Annotated in this window: 25 protein-coding genes; 11 read left to right on the top strand and 14 right to left on the bottom strand. The window is 61.8% G+C overall.

Going from position 1 to position 20,748, the window contains the following annotated elements; genetic code table 11:
* Positions 1–54 precede the first annotated feature (54 nt).
* The 6 genes from ACIQWS_RS14895 to ACIQWS_RS14870 all read left to right on the top strand — a co-directional run bounded on the left by ACIQWS_RS14895 (position 55) and on the right by ACIQWS_RS14870 (position 5,503).
* A complete protein-coding gene (locus tag ACIQWS_RS14895) occupies positions 55–1,446 on the top strand; it encodes a DUF1800 family protein (RefSeq protein ID WP_403180546.1) in 1,392 nt (463 codons plus the stop codon).
* A 2-nt stretch (positions 1,447–1,448) separates the two neighbouring features.
* Positions 1,449–2,597: a DUF1501 domain-containing protein gene (locus tag ACIQWS_RS14890; RefSeq protein ID WP_403180543.1), complete on the top strand. Its 1,149-nt coding sequence runs from the start codon at positions 1,449–1,451 to the stop codon at positions 2,595–2,597.
* 30 nt (positions 2,598–2,627) lie between these two features.
* Positions 2,628–2,957, top strand: a complete 330-nt coding sequence (locus ACIQWS_RS14885; protein WP_346307265.1) for a hypothetical protein — start codon at positions 2,628–2,630, stop codon at positions 2,955–2,957.
* Positions 2,958–3,058: 101 nt separating this feature from the next.
* A complete protein-coding gene (locus ACIQWS_RS14880) occupies positions 3,059–3,736 on the top strand; it encodes a FadR/GntR family transcriptional regulator (protein ID WP_223613688.1) in 678 nt (225 codons plus the stop codon).
* Entirely contained in the window at positions 3,733–5,034 is a 1,302-nt protein-coding gene (locus tag ACIQWS_RS14875) for a CynX/NimT family MFS transporter (protein WP_403180537.1), read from the top strand. Before ACIQWS_RS14880 ends, ACIQWS_RS14875 begins: the two co-directional genes overlap by 4 nt.
* Before the next feature lie 85 nt (positions 5,035–5,119).
* Complete coding sequence (locus ACIQWS_RS14870; protein WP_403180534.1) at positions 5,120–5,503, top strand: hypothetical protein; 384 nt, start codon at positions 5,120–5,122, stop codon at positions 5,501–5,503.
* Positions 5,504–5,578: 75 nt separating this feature from the next.
* Here ACIQWS_RS14870 and ACIQWS_RS14865 read toward each other — a convergent pair whose 3' ends face one another.
* On the bottom strand, positions 5,579–6,928 hold the full coding sequence (locus tag ACIQWS_RS14865) for an MFS transporter (protein WP_403180530.1): 1,350 nt from the start codon (positions 6,926–6,928) through the stop codon (positions 5,579–5,581).
* Between the two features lie 223 nt (positions 6,929–7,151).
* On the bottom strand, positions 7,152–7,583 hold the full coding sequence (locus tag ACIQWS_RS14860) for a DUF3995 domain-containing protein (protein ID WP_403180527.1): 432 nt from the start codon (positions 7,581–7,583) through the stop codon (positions 7,152–7,154).
* 156 nt (positions 7,584–7,739) lie between these two features.
* Between ACIQWS_RS14860 and ACIQWS_RS14855 the strand changes: the two genes are divergently transcribed.
* A complete protein-coding gene (locus ACIQWS_RS14855) occupies positions 7,740–8,324 on the top strand; it encodes a TetR/AcrR family transcriptional regulator (protein ID WP_403180523.1) in 585 nt (194 codons plus the stop codon).
* A gap of 119 nt (positions 8,325–8,443) precedes the next feature.
* Here the strand turns inward: ACIQWS_RS14855 and ACIQWS_RS14850 are convergent, their stop codons facing one another.
* The 3 genes from ACIQWS_RS14850 to ACIQWS_RS14840 form a co-directional block, all read right to left on the bottom strand.
* Entirely contained in the window at positions 8,444–8,713 is a 270-nt protein-coding gene (locus ACIQWS_RS14850) for a DUF2312 domain-containing protein (RefSeq protein ID WP_175540565.1), read from the bottom strand.
* 135 nt (positions 8,714–8,848) lie between these two features.
* Entirely contained in the window at positions 8,849–9,154 is a 306-nt protein-coding gene (locus ACIQWS_RS14845) for a DUF1244 domain-containing protein (protein ID WP_346307259.1), read from the bottom strand.
* Positions 9,155–9,156: 2 nt separating this feature from the next.
* Positions 9,157–9,951, bottom strand: coding sequence for an N-formylglutamate amidohydrolase (locus ACIQWS_RS14840; RefSeq protein ID WP_403180519.1), 795 nt, complete (start codon positions 9,949–9,951; stop codon positions 9,157–9,159).
* Positions 9,952–10,079: 128 nt separating this feature from the next.
* Between ACIQWS_RS14840 and ACIQWS_RS14835 the strand changes: the two genes are divergently transcribed.
* Positions 10,080–10,631 (top strand): DUF1036 domain-containing protein, encoded by a 552-nt coding sequence (locus tag ACIQWS_RS14835; protein ID WP_403181027.1) that lies wholly within the window; start codon positions 10,080–10,082, stop codon positions 10,629–10,631.
* Positions 10,628–12,064, top strand: a complete 1,437-nt coding sequence (pyk, locus tag ACIQWS_RS14830; protein WP_223613694.1) for a pyruvate kinase — start codon at positions 10,628–10,630, stop codon at positions 12,062–12,064. Before ACIQWS_RS14835 ends, pyk begins: the two co-directional genes overlap by 4 nt.
* 55 nt (positions 12,065–12,119) lie before the next feature.
* Here pyk and ACIQWS_RS14825 read toward each other — a convergent pair whose 3' ends face one another.
* From ACIQWS_RS14825 to ACIQWS_RS14805, 5 genes are all read right to left on the bottom strand, one after another.
* The gene (locus tag ACIQWS_RS14825) at positions 12,120–12,707 is read right to left on the bottom strand and encodes a hypothetical protein (protein ID WP_403180514.1); all 588 of its coding nucleotides are present in this window, start codon (positions 12,705–12,707) and stop codon (positions 12,120–12,122) included.
* A 99-nt stretch (positions 12,708–12,806) separates the two neighbouring features.
* On the bottom strand, positions 12,807–12,932 hold the full coding sequence (gene ykgO / locus ACIQWS_RS14820) for a type B 50S ribosomal protein L36 (RefSeq protein WP_091880250.1): 126 nt from the start codon (positions 12,930–12,932) through the stop codon (positions 12,807–12,809).
* Positions 12,933–13,100: 168 nt separating this feature from the next.
* Positions 13,101–14,174 (bottom strand): 5-(carboxyamino)imidazole ribonucleotide synthase, encoded by a 1,074-nt coding sequence (locus tag ACIQWS_RS14815; protein WP_346307256.1) that lies wholly within the window; start codon positions 14,172–14,174, stop codon positions 13,101–13,103.
* Between the two features lies 1 nt (position 14,175).
* Complete coding sequence (gene purE, locus ACIQWS_RS14810) at positions 14,176–14,673, bottom strand: 5-(carboxyamino)imidazole ribonucleotide mutase (protein WP_223613696.1); 498 nt, start codon at positions 14,671–14,673, stop codon at positions 14,176–14,178.
* Between the two features lie 95 nt (positions 14,674–14,768).
* Complete coding sequence (locus tag ACIQWS_RS14805) at positions 14,769–14,972, bottom strand: YdcH family protein (RefSeq protein WP_008128260.1); 204 nt, start codon at positions 14,970–14,972, stop codon at positions 14,769–14,771.
* Between the two features lie 226 nt (positions 14,973–15,198).
* Here ACIQWS_RS14805 and ACIQWS_RS14800 point away from each other — a divergent pair, with 226 nt between their 5' ends.
* Complete coding sequence (locus ACIQWS_RS14800) at positions 15,199–15,378, top strand: YdcH family protein (RefSeq protein WP_105734402.1); 180 nt, start codon at positions 15,199–15,201, stop codon at positions 15,376–15,378.
* Positions 15,379–15,497: 119 nt separating this feature from the next.
* Here the strand turns inward: ACIQWS_RS14800 and ACIQWS_RS14795 are convergent, their stop codons facing one another.
* From ACIQWS_RS14795 to ACIQWS_RS14785, 3 genes are all read right to left on the bottom strand, one after another.
* Positions 15,498–15,761, bottom strand: a complete 264-nt coding sequence (locus ACIQWS_RS14795; RefSeq protein WP_223613697.1) for a helix-turn-helix transcriptional regulator — start codon at positions 15,759–15,761, stop codon at positions 15,498–15,500.
* Between the two features lie 64 nt (positions 15,762–15,825).
* Positions 15,826–17,067: an MFS transporter gene (locus ACIQWS_RS14790; RefSeq protein ID WP_223613698.1), complete on the bottom strand. Its 1,242-nt coding sequence runs from the start codon at positions 17,065–17,067 to the stop codon at positions 15,826–15,828.
* Positions 17,068–17,172: 105 nt separating this feature from the next.
* Positions 17,173–17,358, bottom strand: coding sequence for a DUF1192 domain-containing protein (locus ACIQWS_RS14785; protein ID WP_403180506.1), 186 nt, complete (start codon positions 17,356–17,358; stop codon positions 17,173–17,175).
* Positions 17,359–17,451: 93 nt separating this feature from the next.
* Here ACIQWS_RS14785 and ACIQWS_RS14780 point away from each other — a divergent pair, with 93 nt between their 5' ends.
* The gene (locus ACIQWS_RS14780; protein WP_403180503.1) at positions 17,452–18,456 is read left to right on the top strand and encodes an NAD(P)H-quinone oxidoreductase; all 1,005 of its coding nucleotides are present in this window, start codon (positions 17,452–17,454) and stop codon (positions 18,454–18,456) included.
* 59 nt (positions 18,457–18,515) lie between these two features.
* Here the strand turns inward: ACIQWS_RS14780 and ACIQWS_RS14775 are convergent, their stop codons facing one another.
* Complete coding sequence (locus ACIQWS_RS14775) at positions 18,516–20,717, bottom strand: esterase-like activity of phytase family protein (protein ID WP_403180500.1); 2,202 nt, start codon at positions 20,715–20,717, stop codon at positions 18,516–18,518.
* Positions 20,718–20,748 lie beyond the last annotated feature (31 nt).

Raw genomic sequence — 20,748 nt, 5'->3', positions numbered from 1 at the left:
GGTGCCCCCGTTCAATGACTGTCAATGCCAGACAGGCTGCGAACGGAGAAGATCATGGTTACAACGGCAACAGATGCGGCGGCGGCCATTGCGGTCAATCGCTTCGGTTTGGGAAAGCGGGCTAGCGAGCCGCTTCCAGCCGACCCCAGGCACTGGCTGCTCGATCAGGTCGGCCGCTACGAATCGCGCCCGGCAGCGTTTGCCCAGCTCCAGACCACACCCGAAATCGCGACGCAGTATGCCAGTGACCGGCAAAAGCTGCAGGCGCTCGACGGCGACGAGAAAATCGCCCTGCGCAAGGAGCTGAACAAGGCGGCCCGCCTGCTTTACCGCGGCGAGATCGACGCGCGCAGCCGCAATGCCCTTGCAACGCCCACGCCGTTCCTGGAAGCGCTCGTGCATTTCTGGTCGAACCATTTTGCCGTGTCGGCCGACAATCCCGCAATGCTGAGCCTTGCCGGCGCCTTTGAGCGGGACGCGATCCGCCCCCATGTCACCGGGCGCTTCACCGACCTGCTGTTTGCCGTCGAGCAGCATCCGGCCATGCTGATCTATCTCGACCAGATCCGTTCGGCGGGTCCCGACAGCCCCCTCGCCACGCGCGCCAAGCGGCGCAATGCCGACAAACTGCCGGGGATCAACGAGAATCTGGCCCGCGAGATCATGGAATTGCACACGGTCGGCGTCGGGTCCGGCTATACGCAGAAGGATGTCACGGAGTTCGCCCTGGCTCTCACCGGCTGGTCCGCCGGACGCATGGGCGGCAAGGCCGATGCCAGTCAGGCCGGTGTATTTCAGTATCGCCCCGGCCTGCATCAGCCGGGCAAGCGGCTGATCCGCCGCCGCGTCTACGACGCAACCGGTGAGGATCAGGCAGGCGCAGTCCTGAAAGATCTGGCCAGCGATCCGGCAACGGCAAACCACATCGCCACAAAGCTCTGCCGCCATTTCATCGCCGACACACCCCCGCAGGCAGCCATTGATCGGATCAGCAAGGCGTTTCTTGCCTCCGGCGGCGATTTGCCGGCGGTGTATCGAGCGCTCGTCGAAGCACCGGAGGCATGGGCAGTGCCGTCTGCCAAGATCAAGACTCCCTGGGAATGGCTGGTTTCAGCCATGCGCGGGCTGGATTATCCCGACCTTGGCAAGGCCAACGCCGCCAACCTGTTGAACCAGTTGGGCCAGCCGATCTGGCTGCCGCGTTCACCCGCCGGTTACGACGATATCGCGGCGAGCTGGCTGGCTCCCGATGCGCTGGTGCGGCGGGTGGAGGTTTCGCAAAAGCTGGCGGCAAGGGCGGACCGGTCGCTGAAACCGGAAGAGCTGGCGAACAACCTGCTCGGAAACGCGCTGACCGACAGCACGGCAACGGAAATCAACCGCGCCGAATCCGTCCAGACGGGCATCGCCCTTCTGCTTGTTTCACCTGATTTTCAACGGAGATGAGCATGACCAACCGCCGGGATTTTCTGCGTCTGGCCGCCATCGGGGCGGGATCGATGCTCGTGGCGCCGCGTATCGTCTTTGCCAATGTGGCGAGCGACCGCCGCTTCGTCTTCATCATCCAGCGCGGCGCCGCCGATGGCCTCAACATCGTCGTGCCCTATGCCGACCCCGCCTATGCGCAGTTGCGCGGCAGCCTCGCGATCCAGACTTCAGATGCCATCAAGCTCGACGGCATGTTCGCCCTGCATCCCGCGCTCACCGGCATGGGAACGCTCTACGGCAACCGGCAGGCGCTGTTCGTGCACGCCGTCGCCTCACCCTACCGCGAGCGCTCGCACTTCGACGGCCAGAACGTTCTCGAGACCGGCGGCACCAGCCCCTACCAGATCCGGGATGGCTGGCTGAACCGGCTGGTGACGCTGCTGCCAAAATCGGCTGACAAGGCCATTGCCTTTGCGCCGACCATACCGGCTGCCCTGCGCGGCGCGGCTGACGTTACCTCCTACGCACCCTCGAACCTGCCGGAAGCATCCGACGATCTCCTGCTGCGGGTGGCGCAGCTCTACGACCGGGACCAGCAGTTTCATCCGGTCTGGAGCGCGGCGATGGAGGCGCGCGGCTTGTTCCACGACATGGAAACCCGCCAGAATCCCGCCGCCGCCGGCAGAACCGCCGCCGAGGCGCTTGTCCGGCCTGACGGCCCGCGCATCGCCATGATCGAAACCAGCGGCTGGGATACCCATAGCGGCCAGGAGAACCGGCTTGCCAACCAGCTCAAGGCGCTCGATGCCATGATCGATGCCATGCGCGACGGGCTTGGCGACGTCTGGCAGCAGACCACCGTGCTGGTGGCTACCGAATTCGGCCGCACCGCCGCCGCCAACGGCACCGGCGGGACCGACCATGGCACCGCGACAACCGCGCTCATCCTCGGTGGCGCCGTCAACGGCGGCCGCATCCTGGCGGACTGGCCGGGCCTTGCCCCGAATGCACTTTATGAAAACCGCGACCTGAAACCCACCATGGATCTTGACGCGCTGATCGCGGCGCTTGCCGCAGAAACCTTTGGTCTCGAACCCGAGCGCACGATGCAAACGCTCTTTCCGAACCGCCCCTTTGACCGGTCCCTGCAAGGGCTGATCAGAACGTGAACCACCAACCAACCCTTTGAAGAGGCTATCATGAGAACCATCCTGAGCATGATTACCGGCGGTCTTGTCGCCATTGCCACGCTTGCCGGAGCACAAACCGCCAGCGCCCTGCCGCTCCTGCCGGTACAGGGCGAACACCTGCAATCCCAGGCCGAGCCCGTCTACTGGCGGCACGGCTATTACGGCTGGCACGACGGCTATTACTACAATGGCCACCGCGGCTACGGCTATTACCGGCCGGGCTACCGCTTCTATCGCGGCTATTGGTTCCCGCTCGAAGCATTCGGGCCAAGAACCGTGATCATCGAGCGCCCGGCTCCCATCATTGTTCATCGCCGGCCGATCGTGATCTACCGCTGAGACGCCAGTCTCCGCCAGTCTCTGTCCATCTGGGCGCCTTGACAGGCGCCCCGCAGTCCCATAATTATCAAGTCATCTGATGACTATGGGACTTCTACGCCATGCAGCCTGCCGCCCGCACCAATCTGGCCGATACGGCGATTGACAATATACGCGCCGAAATCGTCAGCAATCGCTGGCCGGTCGGCGACCGCATCCCCAATGAGGCGGCCCTCGCCGACATGCTCGGCGTCAGCCGCGGAACCGTGCGCGAAGCGGTGCGGGTTCTCGTCGCGCAGGGATTTCTCGAGACCAAGCAGGGCTCCGGCACCTATGTCCGCTCGATCATCAACCCGGACGAAAGCCTGTTGCGGATCAGGCGCACCGGCCTGCGCGACCAGGTCGAGGCGCGCTGCGCCTTGGAAGTCGAAGCGGCGCGGCTGGCGGCCTTGCGCCACACTCCGGAGGTTGTTGCCGACCTGCGCCAGCTGCTGGCCGATCGCGGCGAATACGCTACGGCCCGGCACGATTATTATGTCGAGCACGATCTCGCCTTCCACAAGGCGGTCGTCGCCGCCTCGTGCAATCTCGCCCTCATCGAAGTCTACGAATTCTTCTCGGTTTCCACCCAGGAAATCATCCGGGCCACGGTCACGGGCGAGCTGCCCGAACCGGATATGGCGGCCCACGCGGCCATCATCGACGCGATTGAATCCGGCGATCCGGACAAGGCGGCATCCACCGCCCGCGCCTTCATGGCTCCCCTCCTCATCGAACTCGATCGGTTGCTCGCATCATGAATCAGCATCTTCCGCCTGAACACCCCAGCCGCCTGGCAGCGGATCTGAACATTGCCGCCGAACAGCTTGTCGATGCCGAGGTGGACAGCGTTCCCCAGCCGCGCGTGCCGGATTTCAAAACCCCTGGCGCGCAGATTCTGTTCGGCCTCAGCCTCGTTCTCATCGCCTACAATCTGCGCCCGGTTTTCTCCAGCGCGTCGGTGCTTTTGCCGGAAATCATCGCCCAGACCGGACTGTCATCCTTCGGCGCGGGCGTGCTCACCACGCTGCCGGTGCTCTGCCTTGGCCTGTTTGCCCCGCTGGCGCCGCGTCTCGCCCAGCGCATCGGCGCGGAGCGCACGCTCCTCGGCGTTCTCCTTCTGCTGGCGCTCGGCACCGCCCTGCGCGGACTCGAATCCCTGCCGCTGCTGTTCATCGGCACGGCGCTGGCGGGCGGCTGCATCGCCATCGGCAATGTGCTGCTGCCCGGTCTGGTGAAGCGCGATTTCGCCAGCCGCACCGGCATGATGACCGGCCTCTACACCATGGCGCTGTGCGCGGGCGCGGCCAGTGCCGCCGGCCTGACCCTGCCGGTGCAGAAGATGCTGGGCGGATCATGGTCGCTGGCGCTCAGCGCCTGGGCCTTGCCGGCGCTGGTTGTCACCGCGATCTGGCTGCCGCAGGCCCTTGCCCGCAAGGTCCGCACCAAACATGCGGGCTTCAAGGTGATCGGCCTCTGGAACGACCGTCTGGCATGGCAGGTCACCCTGTTCATGGGCCTGCAGTCGGCACTCGCCTACTGCGTCTTCGGCTGGCTGGCGCCCATCCTGCGCGATCGCGGCCTTGACGGGACGACCGCCGGTGTCGTGGTTTCCGTGTCGGTCATGGCGCAGGTCTTCACCTGCCTGCTCGTGCCGTCGATTGCCGTGCGTTGCCGCAATCAGAGCCTGATCAATGTGGCGCTGGTCACGATTGCCGTTGCCGGCCTGCTCGGCCTGCTGTTTGCGCCGATCTCCACGGTCTGGCTGTGGGCTGTCATCCAGGGCATCGGCCAGGGCGGGCTCATTGCCATCGCCATGACCATGATCGTGCTGCGCTCGCCCGATTCGCATGTCGCCTCGCATCTCTCCGGCATGGCCCAATGCGTCGGCTACATGCTCGCCGCCATCGGTCCGCTGCTTGTCGGCCTGATCCACAGCGTCACGGAAAGCTATGCGGCGACGGCCATCCTGTTTGTGCTGCTCGGCGTTGGCGTTGCCATTTTCGGCTGGGGCGCCGGCCGCGCCCTGCAGGTGCAGGCCCGGACCATCACCCTGTGAACGAGAGCTAACGGCAGCATTCATCACCGGTTCAGCCGGCGGGCTCTATATCTGTGCTCAACGAATTAACGTTGAGGACCGCATGATGAAAAAGATACTCGCTGCTCTTCTGGTTGCTGCCGTTTCGATCAGCGCAATCAGCCTCCAATCGGCTCCGGCGCAGGCCGGCGACTACTATTCTTCCTACGATGATGGCGGCTGGTCCGGCGAGCGCTCCTATCGCGACAGCTACTACCGCGACCGCGGCGATGACTACTATCGCGAACGGGATTACTACCGCAACCGGGACTACCGGTCCGAGCGTTCCGACCGTCACAAGAACCGCGACACGGCCATTATCGCCGGTGTTGCCGGACTGGCGCTCGGTGCCGTGATCATCGGATCGCTTGCCAAGCAGAATCAGAACCGCGCGCCGGTCTATGACCGCCCGGCAAGCCGCGACCGCCTAGTCTACGATCCAAACTACTAAATAAATCATCATAAAAACAAGGCGCGGCTCGCTTTTTCAGCGGGCCGCGCCTTTTTTATTCAGCGACCGGAAATCTCAAGCCTCGATATCGACGTCCTTGGTTTCCTTGCCGATGATCAGCGCGATCAATGTCAGCACGGCCATGGCCGAGAGATAGACGCCAACCCAGAACGGGCTGCCGCCACCGAGCTTCCACAACGCAATCGCAATGAAAGGGGCAACCGCGGCGCCGAGGATCGACGAGACATTGTAGGAAATGCCCGATCCGGTGTAGCGCATGCTCACCGGGAACAGTTCCGGCAGCAGGGCGCCCATCGGACCGAACGTCATTCCCATCAGGGTGAAGCCGAGGATCAGCCAGGCCATGACGCCAACATTGCCCAGAGACAGCATCGGCACCCACAGGAGGCCGAACACGATAATGCCAAGCGTCACCCAGATCAGTGTCTTGCGGCGGCCCCAGCGGTCCGCCCATGGTCCGGACACCAGGGTGAAGATGCCGAAGAACACCACGCCGACAATCATCATCAGGACGAAGGTCGTGTAGTCATAGCCGAGACCGGCAATCGGTCCGGCCGTGGCGGCGCGGCCATAGCTGAGCGAGAACGTGGTCATCAGGTAGAACAGCACATAGGTGGCAAGCATGTAGAATGTGCCGAGCACGAGCTGCTTCCAATGCGACTGGAACACGGACACCAGCGGCACCTTCTTGATCTCGCCTTTGCTGACGGTTTTCTCGAAGGCGGTGCTTTCGACCAGGTTGAGCCGGACCCACAGGCCGACGATCACCATGACGGCGGAAAACAGGAACGGAATGCGCCAGCCCCAGTCGAGGAATGCGAGGGAGGGCCGCGACGGATCATCCGACGGCAGGATGGCCGCGATGATCAGGAACAGGCCATTGGCGATGATGAAGCCGATGGGCGCGCCCAGTTGCGGAAACGTACCGAAGATCGCGCGCTTTCCCTCGGGGGCGTTCTCGGTGGCGACCAGCGCCGCACCGCTCCATTCACCGCCCAGCGCAAACCCCTGCGCCAGCCGCAGCACGACCAGCATGGCCGGGGCAAACCAGCCCACGGTTGCAAAGGTCGGCAGGGCGCCGATGAGGAAGGTGGCGATACCCATGGTCAGAAGCGCACCGACCAGCGTGATCTTGCGGCCGCGCTTGTCGCCGAGATGGCCGAAGAAGATCGCACCGAGCGGGCGTGCCACCATGGCGGCGCCGAAAATGGCGAAGGAGGACAGAAGGGCCGTCGTTTCGTTGCCGGGCGGAAAGAACAGATGCGGGAAGACCAGCACGGCGGCGGTCGCATAGACGTAGAAATCGTAGAATTCGATGGTGGTGCCAATCAGGCTGGCCAGGATGACGCGGGACCGCGAATTGGCGGGCGCCTTGATGGACAGTTGCGCTGTGGATACGGACATTGATTTTACTCCCTGACGGCTGAGGCGGCTGCCCCAACGCGAATGCCGGCAGATCACATCAGTCGGAAGAGAAATGGATCATGAAAAGATAGGTGGGCAGCGAGACGATTATACCCGTCGCCGGGCCAGTTCAAGAAATTTAAAGCCGTTCGCGATGCTTCATGTGAAGTTTAATATCGCGCAGCGCCCTTCAAACGTTCAAAGTCAAAAATGCGCGGCGCATTCAGGCGAACAGCAGCACAGCGAAACCCGCCCCGATGGCGAGGCACAGCGGACCGTAATAGCGGCGGTCCAGCGTCAGGAAGGGCTCCTCGGCCTGCCGGTTGCGGAAAAATGCCGTGAAGCTGAGGCCGCCGCGCGCAAGGAATATGACCGTCAGCACCAGCATGCCGAGACGGAGCAGCCAGGCCGGCAACAGCGCCGGAATGAGGGACATCTGCATCGGGGCGAGAACACCGGCGGTGAAGATCAGGGCGGCAACGACAGCGGTCACCCCGCGTGACGGCATTGCGGCAATTCCCTTCGACCCGACCACGGTCCGAGCCAGGGACAGTTGATCGCGCGCCGGCCACAGGCCGCCGAACCCCCAGTAGAGATGCAGCGCCGCGACAATGGTCAGCACGATGAACACGAGCCATGCCAGAGTGTACATCATGGCCTGCCCGCCAGGATGTGGAGCGTGACCGGGGACACGATTGCAGCGGCGGCAGCGCATTTGCTCATGATACGTCCTTCAATCCAGTCGACCATACGGTGGCGTATATAAACATTGCCGCTTGCCCTCGTCAATACGCCAGCGTATGGAATGGGAATGCCGACCCGAAAGACCCTCTCAGCCGAAGACTGGATCAGCGCCGCCTTCCGCGCCCTGAGCCAGGGCGGCGCGCAGGCGATCCGGGCCGAGGCGATTGCCCGCGATCTCAAGGTCAGCAAGGGCTCGTTTTACTGGCATTTCAGGGATGTGCCGGCGCTGAAGGCGCAGATGCTGGCGCACTGGCAGTATCTGGCGACCGATGCCATCATCAGCGATGTCGAGGCCATCGGGACAACGCCCCGGGAGCAGCTACAGGCACTGGTGATCGAGGCAACCGGCGTGCCAAGTTCGGCCTATGGCGGCGACCGGACCGAAAGCGCCATCCGCGAATGGGCCCGGCATGACGCCAAGACCGCGGCAATCCTCAAATCGGTGGATGAACGGCGCCTGGCCTATCTCGTGCAGCTTTTCCGGACGTGCGGCCAGTCCGCAGACCGGAGCGGAACAAATGCCCGGATTCTCTACGGGGCGCTGATCGGCCTGGAAATTCTGGCATCGCAGAGCCTCGCCGATGTCCGGGCGAGCATGCTTGAACTGCTTGCAAATCTTCTGGGGGAATATCCCGGCGCCGGGGTTTTGTAGGGGTCGTCTTGAGCAAGCTGCCCGCAGGGCGCGCCGTGCAGCTGACCAAACGGGATTGGATAGGGTGCAGCACTATCTGCACATCCAATCCCGTTTCAGCCGTCGTTTGTCCTGAAGGCTCAGACCATGCCGAGGGCGTTCATGTACAGCTCGAGGATCGCTTCCTCTTCCTTGCGCTCATTGGCGTCCTTCTTGCGCAGGCGGACGATCGTGCGGATGATCTTGGTGTCGTAGCCGCGGCCCTTGGCTTCCGCCATCACTTCCTTGATGTCGTCCTGAAGCGTGGTCTTTTCTTCCTCAAGGCGCTCGATGCGCTCGATGAACTGCCGCAATTCCGCAGCCGCAACACCTTCGACACCGCCCTGTGGCGCTACATCATCCATGCTCATATCTTGCTCCGTAAAAATTGATTGTGCGACTCGCGAACGCCGCCTCTGCGGTTCCGATGCCCGACCACAGCGCAATGAGTCAAGACAATAGAGTCGGGATCAGGGCGGTTTCGGCCGCCGCTGCGGCGTGGTTCGTCAATGCGAAGGCTTGTTGACCTCAAAGGCGGCCTTCTGCGCATCGCTGGCCTCGCGCTGGTGCTTGGCCTGCCATTGCGCGTAGGGTTCGCCATAGATGATCTCACGCGATTCATCCTTTGACAGGGGCACGCCCGCCGCATCTGCCGCTTCGCGATACCAGTTGGACAGGCAGTTGCGGCAGAAACCGGCCAGATTCATCAGGTCGATGTTCTGCACGTCGCTGCGCGCGCGCAGATGCTCCAGCAGCCGCCGGAACGCAGCGGCTTCAAGGGCGATACGCTGTTCTTCGCTGACATTGCTCATGATCAAACCTCTTCCAGTGGGCCGGTGCGCGAGCCGTATTGCCTGATAACATGTATATCGGGATCGGCGTTGATCGCGTCAAGGATCGGGGCAAGCCGGTCTGCCCATTCGTCGACACCCTTCTCGTCGGCGATCAGATCCTGCCGCACCTCGATCAGCGCATGGGCGAGCCCCGGCACGATGCAATGCTTGAACATCGTGTCATTGCGCAGGGCACCGTCATAAGGCTCATTGTCACCGACCACCAGTTGCGGATCGGCTTCCAGGGCTTTTATGAGCGGCACGACCGCGCGCGGATCGCTGTCCCAGAGAATGCCCGCATGCCACGGCCGCGGCGTCGTTTTCCAGAAGGCGGTGAAGGAATGGATGGAAATGACCAGCGGTGCCTTGCCGCTCGCCCCGGCAACCGCCTGGATCATATCCGAAACAGCCGCGTGATAGGGGCGATAGAAATCATTCACGCGTCTTTGATGCTCGGCGTCCGGCATCGGGTTGTTTCCCGGAATGATCGCCCCGTCGGACAGGCGCATGATCAGCGTGGGATCGTCTTCGCCGCGGTTCGGATCGATCAGCAGGCGGGAAAACCCGCCCAGCACAGCCGGAACGCCGAGCATTGCCGCCAGTTTGCGCGTCAACGGCTCGACGCCGATATCATAGGCGATATGCCGCTCGAACTGCTGCGGCGGCAGCCCGAGGGAGCCGTATTCCTCCGGCAGATCCCGGTGGGCATGATCGGCCAGAAGCACCAGCCCTCTGTCATTGCTGCCATGGACGAGATGAAAGGGGGAAAACGGCATTGGAACGTTCTCTTGCGCGATTATTCGGGAGAATTTTTTGTGTTTCATGCCCTGATCGGGAATGCAACCATCAATCTTTTGTCACAGGTCAGCAGGAACGGCATGTTCCGCCCATTAGCGCGTTGACAATGCATGTGAAACTGCGGAAAAGGAGTCTAAGACGGACGGAGGCAATATTGCGCAGGGGCATCATTTTCCGCGCTGACCAGCATCAGCGGACGCGATGGAGCAGCTTTCTAGCGGCTTTTTTATTCATTTTCGTAGCAGGCAGTGTCTTTGCGCCGGAGGAGGCCCATGCGGATTTTCGCGTGTGCAACACCACGCAAAATCTGGTGGGTGTCGCGCTTGGCTACCGGGCGAAGACCGGCTGGATCACCGAAGGCTGGTGGCATGTCAACGCATCCTCCTGCACCACGCTGGTCGTCGGTCCGCTGACGTCGCGCTATTACTACCTCTATGCCGAGGACGCCCAGAGCGGCGGCCGCTGGGATGGCAAGGTCAACATGTGCGTGGCGGAAAACCAATTCAAGATTACCGGTATCAATGACTGTTTTGCACGCGGGTTTCAGCGGGCGGGATTTCAGGAGTATGATACCGGCGAACAATCAAGCTGGATGGTCCAGCTTACGGAAGAAAATCCTCCCTCAGCTCCAATTGTAACGGATACCCCTCCTCGATGAGACGCCGCCGTAAGGTCAAAATCCTCGCCACACTGGGTCCCGCTTCATCCGACGAAGCGATGATTCGCAAATTGTTCGAAGCCGGTGCCGACGTGTTCCGCATCAACATGAGCCATGCCAGCCATGATCTCATGCGCGAACTCGTGCGCCGCCTGCGCAATGTCGAAAAGGAAGTGGGCCGCCCGATCGGCATTCTCGCCGATCTGCAGGGACCAAAGCTGCGCGTCGGCAAGTTCGCCGAGGGCAAGGTCGACCTCGTTCCCGGCCAGATATTCACCCTCGACAACAATGAAGCGCTGGGCGACAACACCCGCGTGTTCCTGCCGCATCCGGAAATTCTCGAAGCGGTCGAAGCGGGCCACCGCCTGCTGATCGATGACGGCAAGCTGGCGCTGGTCGCCGAATCGTCCGATGGCAAGTCGATCACCTGCCGCGTCGTGTCCGGCACCAAGATTTCCGACAAGAAGGGCGTCAGCCTGCCCGATACCACGCTGGGCGTCGGCGCCCTGACGGAAAAGGACCGCCGCGATCTCGATGCCGTGCTGCAGGAAGAGGTCGACTGGGTGGCCCTGTCGTTTATCCAGCGGCCGGAGGATCTTGCCGAAGTGCGCAAGATCTCGCGCGGCCGCGTTGCCCTGCTCTCGAAGATCGAGAAGCCGCAGGCCGTCACCCGCCTTGCTGAGATCATCGAGCTCTCCGATGCGCTGATGGTTGCCCGTGGCGATCTTGGCGTTGAAATGCCGCTGGAATCCGTTCCCGGCATCCAGAAACAGATCATCCGCGCCTGCCGCCGCGCCGGCAAGCCGGTCGTCGTCGCCACGCAGATGCTGGAATCGATGATCACCGCGCCGGTCCCGACCCGCGCCGAAGTGTCCGACGTGGCAACCGCCGTGTTCGAAGGCGCCGATGCCGTGATGCTATCAGCCGAATCGGCCGCCGGTGACTACCCGGTCGAAGCGGTCTCCACCATGGCCCGCATCGCCGAAGAGGTCGAGCGCGACCCGAACTATCCCGGCATCATCCATGCGCAGCGCCCCGAGCCGAATGCCACCGGCGCGGACGCCATTTCGCTTGCTGCCCGGCAGATCGCCGAAACGCTCAACCTGTCCGCCATCGTCACCTATACGGCATCGGGCACCACGGGCCTGCGCGCGGCGCGTGAACGGCCATTGCTGCCGATCATCGCCCTGTCGCCGGTTGTCGAGACGGCGCGCAAGCTCTCGCTCGTCTGGGGCCTGCACTGCGTTGTCACGGAAGATGCAACCGATCTTGACGACATGGTCGACCGCGCCTGCCACATCGCCTATCAGGAAGAATTCGGCAATCCGGGTGACCGCATCATCATCTCGGCCGGTGTGCCGCTGCGCACGCCGGGCTCGACCAACATGCTGCGCATTGCCTATATCGGCTCGGACGGGCTGACGGGGATCTAAAAAGCATCATTCGGGCTGGCGGCAACAGGCCGCCGGCCCGGAAATACCCAAAAAATCAGGTACGCTGACCGGTCAGCTCCTCGGCCAGTTGGCCCGCCTGCTTCTGCGCCTCGCGCATCATCGGATAGACCGCAAGAACCTGCTCGAAGGCATGCAGGGCGCCTTCCTTGTTGCCGGTATCCTTCAGGATGGCCGCCAGCCCCGCCAGCGCCCCGAAATGACGCGGCTCCAGCGACAGCGTCTTCTGGATATCGGCCATCGACCGTCCGTAATCATTCATCAGGAAATTGACCGTGGCACGCCGGTTCCAGCCCTCGGCAAAATCCGGTTTCATCACGGTGACCTGATCGAGAAAATCCAGCGCGACGGCATATTTCTTTTCCGTCATGGCGAGGGCCGCCCACTGCATCATCAGATCGACGGTCGCACTGCCGGAATTCTGCCACTGCGCCTGGATCTGTTCGGCGATGCGGGTGGCTTTGGCTTCATTGCGCTCGCGCTTCAGGGCAAAGAACAGCTCGTCGAGGCGGGCGGAGCGCTTTTCGGCCAGGGTCTTGCCCGGCAGCGCGGATGCCTGCGGTGCAGGCGCGGGAGCGTCAGTCCCGGACGTTTCCTGCGCCAGTGCCAGCGCCGGCGACATCATCAGGACAGATCCGATAAAAAACGCAAAAACGTTCCGCATGATACGGATCGTAGCCCGTATCAGCGAAACGTCAAATGCAAATAACCGTGAAACGGTAAATCAGCCCTGGCGCGCTTTGAAACGCGGCGCAGTCTTGTTGATGATGTAGATGCGGCCCTTGCGGCGCACCAGCTGATTGTCACGATGACGGCCTTTGAGAGCCTTGAGCGAATTCTTGATCTTCATTTCAGCACCGGTATCTTTACGCCCGAAACCGGGCACCAATAATAAAGCGCGCCTCTGGAGCGCGCCGGAAACACGTTGCGGGGAAATAGCCAAGGATTGCCCCGATTGTCAACTCCCGACTCATGATTCATATGGCGATTCATGCATCGGGAGTGAATTTATTTGCCCCTACAGCCGCTTTGTAATGCGCGTGACGTGGCCCATCTTGCGGCCGGGACGTGCATCGGCCTTGCCGTAGAGATGCACGACGGCCCCGCTTTCCGCCAGAATCGCCGGGAGTTTGGCCACGTCGTCGCCGATGAGATTTTCCATCACGCAATCGGAATGGCGCCGCGTATCGCCCAGCGGCAGCCCGGCAACCGCACGGATATGCTGCTCGAACTGCGAGACCGCGCAGGCGGCTTCCGTCCAGTGACCTGAATTGTGCACGCGCGGGGCAAATTCATTGGCCAGCAGCGTTCCGTTGGCCAGCACGAAGAACTCCATGCCAAGAACACCGACATAATTGAGAGCCTCGAGCAGCTTGCGCGCCGAATCGGCCGCAAGCCCTGCGATCGTCGACGATACGGACACCGGTACGGTCGACGTCGCCAGAATGCCGTCCCTGTGCACGTTCTCGGCAATGTCGTAGATGCGGATATTGCCTGCCTCGTCGCGCGCCGCGATCACCGAAATCTCACGGGTGAAATCGACCAGACCTTCCAGAATGGCCGGGACGCTGCCGATGGCGGCAAAGCCCGCCTTGGCGTCTTCGCCCTTGGCGCCGGAAAACTTGACCTGGCCCTTGCCGTCATAGCCGAAGCGGCGGGTCTTGAGGATGCCCTTGCCCTCGAAGGCAAGAAGCGCCGCTTCCAGATCGCCCTCATTCTCGACAATGCGCCATTGCGCTGTCGGGATGCCGGCCTTGTTGAGGAAGCGCTTTTCGGTCACCCGGTCCTGCGACACTTTCAGCGCCTCGGGCGGCGGAAAGACCGGCGTGGCTTCATTCAATGTCTCGGCCGCATCGACCGGCACGTTTTCGAATTCGTAGGTGATGACATCGCTCAGCTCTGCCAGACGCTCCAGCGCATCGGGATCGTCATAGGCCGCCACGATCTGCTCATTGGCAACCTGCGCGGCCGGACAGTCCGCCTGCGGTTCGAGAATGACGGTGCGATAGCCGAGACGCGCCGCTGCCATGGCAAGCATACGGCCGAGCTGTCCCCCGCCGATAATGCCGATAGTCGATCCTGCTGCAATCATCTCATGCCTCGTCAGATGGCCGTTCGGCGACCTTTTCGCTCTGCGCCGTGCGCCAGTCGTCAAGCCGTTTTGCCAGTGCGGCATCGTTCAGTGCCAGAACAGCCGCAGCCAAAAGGGCGGCATTGACCGCACCGGCACGGCCGATCGCCAGGGTGCCGACGGGAATACCAGCCGGCATCTGGACAATGGACAGGAGGGAATCCTGTCCGGAAAGAGCTTTCGATTCCACCGGCACGCCGAACACCGGCAGCGGCGTCATGGAAGCGGCCATCCCGGGAAGATGGGCAGCACCGCCGGCACCGGCGATCACAACCTTGAGACCGGCATCGCGCGCGCCCTTGGCAAAAGCAACCAAACGGTCCGGCGTGCGGTGGGCGGAAACGATGCGGTCATCGTGGGAAATGCCGAGCGCATCGAGCGTCTCGGCGGCGTGGCGCATGGTTGCCCAATCGGACTGGCTACCCATGATGATTGCGACGTCAGCGCGTTTATCGGCCATTGAACATCCTCTGATCAGCGGAGCGTGCAGGGATTAACGGAAAAGTGGGGACGCTGCAAGTTATCGGCAGCCCGCCGGTCACAAGCTGTTGAAAATCAGGCAATAATGTCCGGGATGATCTTGTCTTCAAGCTCGATGAGCTTGTCTTTGATGATGAGCTTCTTCTTTTTCATCCGCTGGATTCGAAGCTGGTCACAACCAACCTGGATCATCGCTTGTATGGCGGCATCAAAATCCAGATGCTCCTGTTTCAATCGTGCGACTGCCAATCGAATGTCAGCCTGATCCTGGTCGGACATGCAGTGATTCCCGGTATTTTGCTTTAGAAGAATCCAATGTCTGGTCCGGCGTTCGAGAATACCGGATCAGCACGTGGCAATACCATATTTTACATGACAAGAAAATCCTACGAAACAAATTCGACAATTGCTTCAAGTGGTGGCAGAGTGTCACGGCTCTGTCATAATCTCGCCCTTTGGCCGGCAGAGCATGAACGAGTAGGAAACCAACCAAGGGAGAAGCCGGATGGCCATTGAGTCTCATCTTGAAACGCTTGAACGTAAGCATGGTGCACTCGAGAAGGAAATCTCCGAAGCGCTGGCAAGTCCTGCCACCGACGACCTGAAGATTACCGATATGAAACGTCGCAAGCTCATGCTGAAAGAGCAAATCGAAAAACTGAGATCGACCGCCACGCGCCATTAGAGCCTTTGGCCGACAGAAGAAGAATTTCAGCCGGTTGCCGGAGAGGCGGCTGGGCTGGCACTAAAACAAAAACCCGGTCTGCGACCGGGTTTTTTTATTGGCCGGACGCCGCGCGGCCATCATTCGCTCCAGAATTGATCCAGCCATAAATTCAGGTGAAAGAAGCCGCTGTCGTCGACGGCGTAAATCCGGCGTGTCCCCTCGGACTTGACCTTGACCAGTTGCGCATCCAGCAACGCCTTCAGGTGCTGGGATACCGCCGGGCGCGAAATGGGCAGGCCAAGCGCCAGTTCATTCACGGTCTTGGGACCGCGCCGCAACTCTTCCAGCAGATAGCGGCGGTTCGGATCGGAAATGGCGGCAAATGCATCGGTTTCGGCCATGCCGAATAGTCGTTTTAAACTGCCGTCAATGTCAACGCATTTTGTACGAAAAACGTTGCGAACCTCAGTCCGGCTGGGCTTCCGCCCGGGGATCGAGCTTGATGCCCTCGGGCGTTGCCCGCTCCGAGGGAACGGTCTGGAAATTGTCCCGCATGGCAATCGGCATGGCTGCCCGCATGCGCGAGCGGATGATGGCATGGGTCATGATCGAGACATGCGCCAGCGCGGTGATCGCAAACAGGCCTTCGGGCGCAACATATTCCATGGCCCAGGCGCCGAGGATCGGCCCGACCATGGTGCCGAAGCCATAGAGCAGCAGCAGGCCGCCGGTTACCTTGACGAAATTCTGCGAGTCCGAATAGTCGTTGGCATGGGCCACGGCCACCGGATAGAGCGTATAGGCCAGTCCGCCATAGATCGCCGTCATGAACAGGATGACCGTTGCCTGACGCGAGCCGATCAGGAAAATCAGGATGCCGATGATGGCCGCAGCACCGGCGACGAACGCCAGGACATAGCGCCGGTCGGTACGGTCGGACATGCGCCCCACCGGTATCTGCATCAAGGCGCCGCCCATGACGGAGGCGCTCATCATCAGCGCGATTTCCGTGGTGGTGATGCCCGTCGCCGCGCCGTAGACGGCGCCCAGCGTGCCGAACGCGCCATTGGCAACGCCGATCAGCATGCAGCCGACAAAGGCAACCGGCGAATTGCGGTAGAGCGCCTTGAGGTCGAGCTGCACTTCCGTCAGCGGTTTCGGGCTGCTGGCGGTGGAAATGGCCGTCGGAATCAGCGCCAGACAGAACAGGATGCCGGTCAGCATGAAAAACGTGCCGTTGTGCACGTCGCCGAAGCCGATCATCATCTGGCCCGCCGTGATGGAGGCAAAGTTCACCACCATGTAGAGGCCGAAGATCTGACCGCGATTGGCATTGGTCGCCCGCTCGTTCAGCCAGCTTTCGATCACCATGTAGGCGCCGGCCATGGCAAAGCCGGTCAGCGCCCGCAGCGCAATCCAGGCGGTGGCATGCACCAGGATACCGGTCATCAGCGCGACAATGGCGGCAATGGCGGCAAAGGCGCTGAATGCCCGGACGTGGCCGACGCGGCGCACCAGGCGCGGCGCCAGCAGGCAGGCGGTTATGAACCCGCCGGCCCAGGCAGTACCGAGAAGACCGAGGGAGGTGGTGGAAAAACCTTCCGCCCCGCCGCGCAACGGCAGCAGGAGCCCGTGCAGGCCCGAGGCCATGACCAGGAATGACGTGCCACACAAGAGGGCAAAGACCTGTACGAACGAACGGAACACAGCGATACCCCAATGCTTGGACGGATGCCGGCAACAAGCCGATACAGGCCCGTCTCGATCAGCAATGCGGAGACATCATGACATCCGCATCATTTACGTTCCGTTTCAGCGAAAAAGTGCTTCCGCCGCCAGCTTGCTGCTGCCCTTGTGCGTGCGCTCTTCCTCAAGCCGGGTGATTTCCGCCCGCAGGATGCCGATGCGCTCGTCCAGCTCGGCGACGGAAAGCAGAGAAAGTTCCTGCCCGATCTCGTGGGCAACCCTGCGTTTCGGTTCCTCGTCGAAAAGTGACATCATGTCCTCCACTTGCCGCTTTATCCTGAAAGGATACAGTCCACCCGCTTCGAATTGCAAATCATTCAAGCGAATCAACTGAAGGAGCTACCCATGGCCAGTAAAATTCCGACGACGATGACCGCGGTCGAGATCACCCAGCCGGGCGGTCCGCTGGTCCTCAAGCCGGGAAAGCGCGGCGTTCCGGAAGCAGGGCCGAACGAACTTCTGGTTCAGGTGCATGCGGCCGGCGTCAACCGGCCTGACGTGCTGCAGCGCCAGGGTCATTATCCGCCGCCATCAGGCGCATCGGACATTCCCGGCCTTGAAATTGCCGGCGACGTCGTTGCCGTGGGCAGCGGCGTCACGCGCTTCCGCGTGGGCGACCGGGTGACGGCACTGGTGGCAGGCGGCGGCTATGCGCAGTATTGCACCGTGCATGAGACCACGGCCCTGCCGATCCCGGCGGGATACGGGTTCATCGAAGCCGCCGCCCTGCCCGAGACCTTTTTCACCGTCTGGCACAATGTGTTCGAACGGGGCGGCCTGAAGAGCGGCGAGACATTCCTCGTGCATGGCGGTACATCCGGCATCGGCACCACGGCGATCCAGCTTGCCAGCGCGTTCGGCGCCTATGTCATCACCACGGCCGGTTCCGACGACAAATGCGAAGCCTGCCTGAAGCTTGGCGCCGACCGGGCGATCAACTACCGCACGCATGATTTTGTCGAAGCGGTGAAGGAAGCCACCGGCGGCAAGGGCGTCAACCTGACACTCGATATGGTTGGCGGCGATTACACCGGGCGCAATTACGACGCTGCCGCCATCGACGGGCGGATCGTGCAGATCGCCCATCTCAATGGCGCGAAGGTCACGGTCGACATATCCAAAATCATGATCAAGCGGCTGACCCATACGGGATCGACCCTGCGGGCACGGCCGGTCGAGTTCAAGGCCGGTATTGCCCGGGAACTGGAGCTGAAAGTCTGGCCTCTCCTGGTGCAGCGCCGCGTCGCGCCGGTCATCGACATGGTCTATCCGTTCCACGAGGCGTGGCGGGCGCATGAGCGCATGGAAGAAGGCAAGCATGTCGGCAAGATCGTTCTCGACGTCAGCTGACATGCCTCAAGCAAAAGGCCGCGCGGCAAGCGCGGCCTCCTGCAAACGTTGCGGAGGGTTCAGTTTGCCGCGCTGACCTTGCCGATGCCGAAGAACAGCGTTTCGCCGGATGAGCCGTCGACGCCGTCATTGTCGGTGACCGCAAAGCCATTGCCGGCGACATCGACGGTAAAGCCTTCCAGCTTGTCGACGACATAACCATTCGTGCTCTTCAGGTCGGCGATGAAGTCGCGGGCCAGCGTCTTCTCGACAACCGGCAGCTTTTCGCCGAGCTTTGCCGGTTTCAGGCCGTCCAGCGCCACGCGATAGAGCTTCTTGTTGACCGCCTTGTCACCGATCAGATTGTCGCGTTCAACGATGTAGAGCTGGCCGTCATGGGCGGTGATTTCGGAAAGACCGACCCAGCCGTCACCGCTCTTCTTGTCCAGCGGATAGGAGACGGCACCCCAGCTCTTGTCCTTGACGTTGTAGCTCAGGAGCTTGACGAAGCCTTTTTCGTCATCCTTCCATTCCCGCTGCACGGCCATCCACAGAACGGTGGCATCGCCTTCGCCGACACGGGTGATCCCTTCCAGCCCGAAACGGGTCTGATGCGGCAGCAGCTCTTCGGGAAGCGCGATTTCCTTCTTGATCTCGCCCTTCTCATTGACGTTGAAGATCGCATGCGGCACCAGCTTGGACTGGTCGCCCTCATTGGCAAGCCAGAAGCCGCCCGCGCCATCGGTGGTGATGCCCTCGAGATCGAGCTTCTGGGCCGGCTGGCCGCCGCGCGTGACCACCAGCGCCCGGGTGATCTTCGCCGGTGTCTGCTTGGCATCGATGGTGAAGATGGTGGGCGCGGCCGAATAGAACGAGTCCGAGACCGCATAGAGCTTGCCCGGCTCCTTCAGATCTGCAACCAGGCCCGAAAGGGCACCCCAGCCCAGCGGCGTGCCATCATCCTTCGATGCCGACACGATCTTCGGATAGGCCGGTTCCTGGTCCTTCAGCTCATAGATCATGACATGGGAGCGCGCGCCGCCATCCGCAACCAGATCGGATTCATTGGCGGTGACAAACAGATTGCGCGAGGGAATGGCAAGAATGCCTTCCGGGGCGATGCCCGATGGCAGCAGCTGCACGAATTCCGGGTCCTTGCCGGTATCCTTGTAGACGCCGACGACGGAAGCGCGCTCGCTGGCAACGAAGATATAGTTGGTATCGCCGTACTGCGCGACTTCGGCGCCTTCGAGTTCCACGCCCTTCTTGTTGCGCTTGTCGGGATAGTGACCGGCTGCCGCAATCCTATGCTCCAGCGAGGGGCCGGATTCATAGAGAACCTTGCCGTCCGTGGAGAAGATCGTGAAGCTGCGCGAACCGCCCTTGTAGTCGCCTTCATTGGCTGTGAGAATGCGGTCATTGCCTAGCCATTTCACGGTATCCGGCTCACGCAGGACACCCTTCATGCTGCCGTCGAACTTCAGTGCACCGTCGTTCTTGACGTCGATCTTGTCGAGATCGACCGTGCCGGCGGAGAAATGCGAGGTGATCTTGCCGTTGGCCGCATCGATGATCGCGATATGGTTGTTTTCCTGCAGGGTAACAGCGATCTGGTTGTTCGCGTTGATCGACACGAATTCCGGCTCGGTATCCTCCGGGGCGATGTCGGCAAGGCCGGTCAGAACGACGGTCCTCATGCTCGTGCAATCCGGCGCGCCGTTCTTCAGCGAGAAAATCTTGAGATCGCCGGAAGGAAGCTGCGGCAGCTCGCCATCATTGAGCTTTTCGTCGCGCTCGTTTTCGATGGCAACGGCGGCAAAGGTCCTGTCGGGCGAGACGGCGACCGAGTCCGACTGACCGCCGAGATCGCAGCTCGTCAGCACCGTGCGCGATGCGAGGTCGATCACGTCAAGCCGGCCGGAGGGATTCTTGTGATCCTTGGAGGTGTTGACCGCAGCCAGCACCATGGCGCCGGCAACCGCAACGGAGGTTGGCTCACCTTCGACCTTCAGCAGGCCGGCGGCCTTGGGCTTGGCGGCATCGCTGATATCGATGAAGCCGATGGCACCGTAGGGACTGTCGGAATAGACCAGCGTCTTGCCGTCTTCCGAGGCCGTGATGATTTCCGACGATGTCGGCTTTGACTTGTCTGCATCCTTGGGCAGATTGTCAGCAACCGGGAAGCTGGCGATCCGGTTGAAAACCGGTTCGGCAGCGGCTGGCAGGGCGACGGAAGCGACCAGGGCGGTCCACAGTCCGATGCAAAGGGTTTTGCGCGGCATTGTTGAATCTCCTCTTGTTTACAAGGGATCA

The sequence above is a fragment of the Phyllobacterium sp. NPDC097923 genome, assembly GCF_044760925.1.
GTDB lineage: Bacteria > Pseudomonadota > Alphaproteobacteria > Rhizobiales > Rhizobiaceae > Phyllobacterium > Phyllobacterium calauticae.
This window is presented reverse-complemented; position numbering and strand designations above follow the sequence as displayed.

Excerpts from the sequence above, each read along its gene's own strand:
- ACIQWS_RS14895 (WP_403180546.1), top strand. The coding sequence starts at position 55 with ATGGTTACAACGGCAACAGATGCGGCGGCGGCCATTGCGGTCAATCGC.
- ACIQWS_RS14875 (WP_403180537.1), top strand. The coding sequence starts at position 3,733 with ATGAATCAGCATCTTCCGCCTGAACACCCCAGCCGCCTGGCAGCGGAT.
- ACIQWS_RS14885 (WP_346307265.1), top strand. The coding sequence starts at position 2,628 with ATGAGAACCATCCTGAGCATGATTACCGGCGGTCTTGTCGCCATTGCC.
- ACIQWS_RS14855 (WP_403180523.1), top strand. The coding sequence starts at position 7,740 with ATGCCGACCCGAAAGACCCTCTCAGCCGAAGACTGGATCAGCGCCGCC.
- ACIQWS_RS14780 (WP_403180503.1), top strand. The coding sequence starts at position 17,452 with ATGGCCAGTAAAATTCCGACGACGATGACCGCGGTCGAGATCACCCAG.
- ACIQWS_RS14870 (WP_403180534.1), top strand. The coding sequence starts at position 5,120 with ATGAAAAAGATACTCGCTGCTCTTCTGGTTGCTGCCGTTTCGATCAGC.
- ACIQWS_RS14805 (WP_008128260.1), bottom strand. The coding sequence starts at position 14,972 with ATGTCCGACCAGGATCAGGCTGACATTCGATTGGCAGTCGCACGATTG.
- ACIQWS_RS14865 (WP_403180530.1), bottom strand. The coding sequence starts at position 6,928 with ATGTCCGTATCCACAGCGCAACTGTCCATCAAGGCGCCCGCCAATTCG.
- ACIQWS_RS14840 (WP_403180519.1), bottom strand. The coding sequence starts at position 9,951 with ATGCCGTTTTCCCCCTTTCATCTCGTCCATGGCAGCAATGACAGAGGG.
- ACIQWS_RS14775 (WP_403180500.1), bottom strand. The coding sequence starts at position 20,717 with ATGCCGCGCAAAACCCTTTGCATCGGACTGTGGACCGCCCTGGTCGCT.
- ACIQWS_RS14800 (WP_105734402.1), top strand. The coding sequence starts at position 15,199 with ATGGCCATTGAGTCTCATCTTGAAACGCTTGAACGTAAGCATGGTGCA.
- ACIQWS_RS14860 (WP_403180527.1), bottom strand. The coding sequence starts at position 7,583 with ATGATGTACACTCTGGCATGGCTCGTGTTCATCGTGCTGACCATTGTC.
- pyk (WP_223613694.1), top strand. The coding sequence starts at position 10,628 with ATGAGACGCCGCCGTAAGGTCAAAATCCTCGCCACACTGGGTCCCGCT.
- ACIQWS_RS14835 (WP_403181027.1), top strand. The coding sequence starts at position 10,080 with ATGCATGTGAAACTGCGGAAAAGGAGTCTAAGACGGACGGAGGCAATA.
- ACIQWS_RS14880 (WP_223613688.1), top strand. The coding sequence starts at position 3,059 with ATGCAGCCTGCCGCCCGCACCAATCTGGCCGATACGGCGATTGACAAT.
- ACIQWS_RS14845 (WP_346307259.1), bottom strand. The coding sequence starts at position 9,154 with ATGAGCAATGTCAGCGAAGAACAGCGTATCGCCCTTGAAGCCGCTGCG.
- ACIQWS_RS14795 (WP_223613697.1), bottom strand. The coding sequence starts at position 15,761 with ATGGCCGAAACCGATGCATTTGCCGCCATTTCCGATCCGAACCGCCGC.
- ACIQWS_RS14785 (WP_403180506.1), bottom strand. The coding sequence starts at position 17,358 with ATGTCACTTTTCGACGAGGAACCGAAACGCAGGGTTGCCCACGAGATC.
- ykgO (WP_091880250.1), bottom strand. The coding sequence starts at position 12,932 with ATGAAGATCAAGAATTCGCTCAAGGCTCTCAAAGGCCGTCATCGTGAC.
- ACIQWS_RS14825 (WP_403180514.1), bottom strand. The coding sequence starts at position 12,707 with ATGATGTCGCCGGCGCTGGCACTGGCGCAGGAAACGTCCGGGACTGAC.
- purE (WP_223613696.1), bottom strand. The coding sequence starts at position 14,673 with ATGGCCGATAAACGCGCTGACGTCGCAATCATCATGGGTAGCCAGTCC.
- ACIQWS_RS14890 (WP_403180543.1), top strand. The coding sequence starts at position 1,449 with ATGACCAACCGCCGGGATTTTCTGCGTCTGGCCGCCATCGGGGCGGGA.
- ACIQWS_RS14815 (WP_346307256.1), bottom strand. The coding sequence starts at position 14,174 with ATGATTGCAGCAGGATCGACTATCGGCATTATCGGCGGGGGACAGCTC.
- ACIQWS_RS14850 (WP_175540565.1), bottom strand. The coding sequence starts at position 8,713 with ATGAGCATGGATGATGTAGCGCCACAGGGCGGTGTCGAAGGTGTTGCG.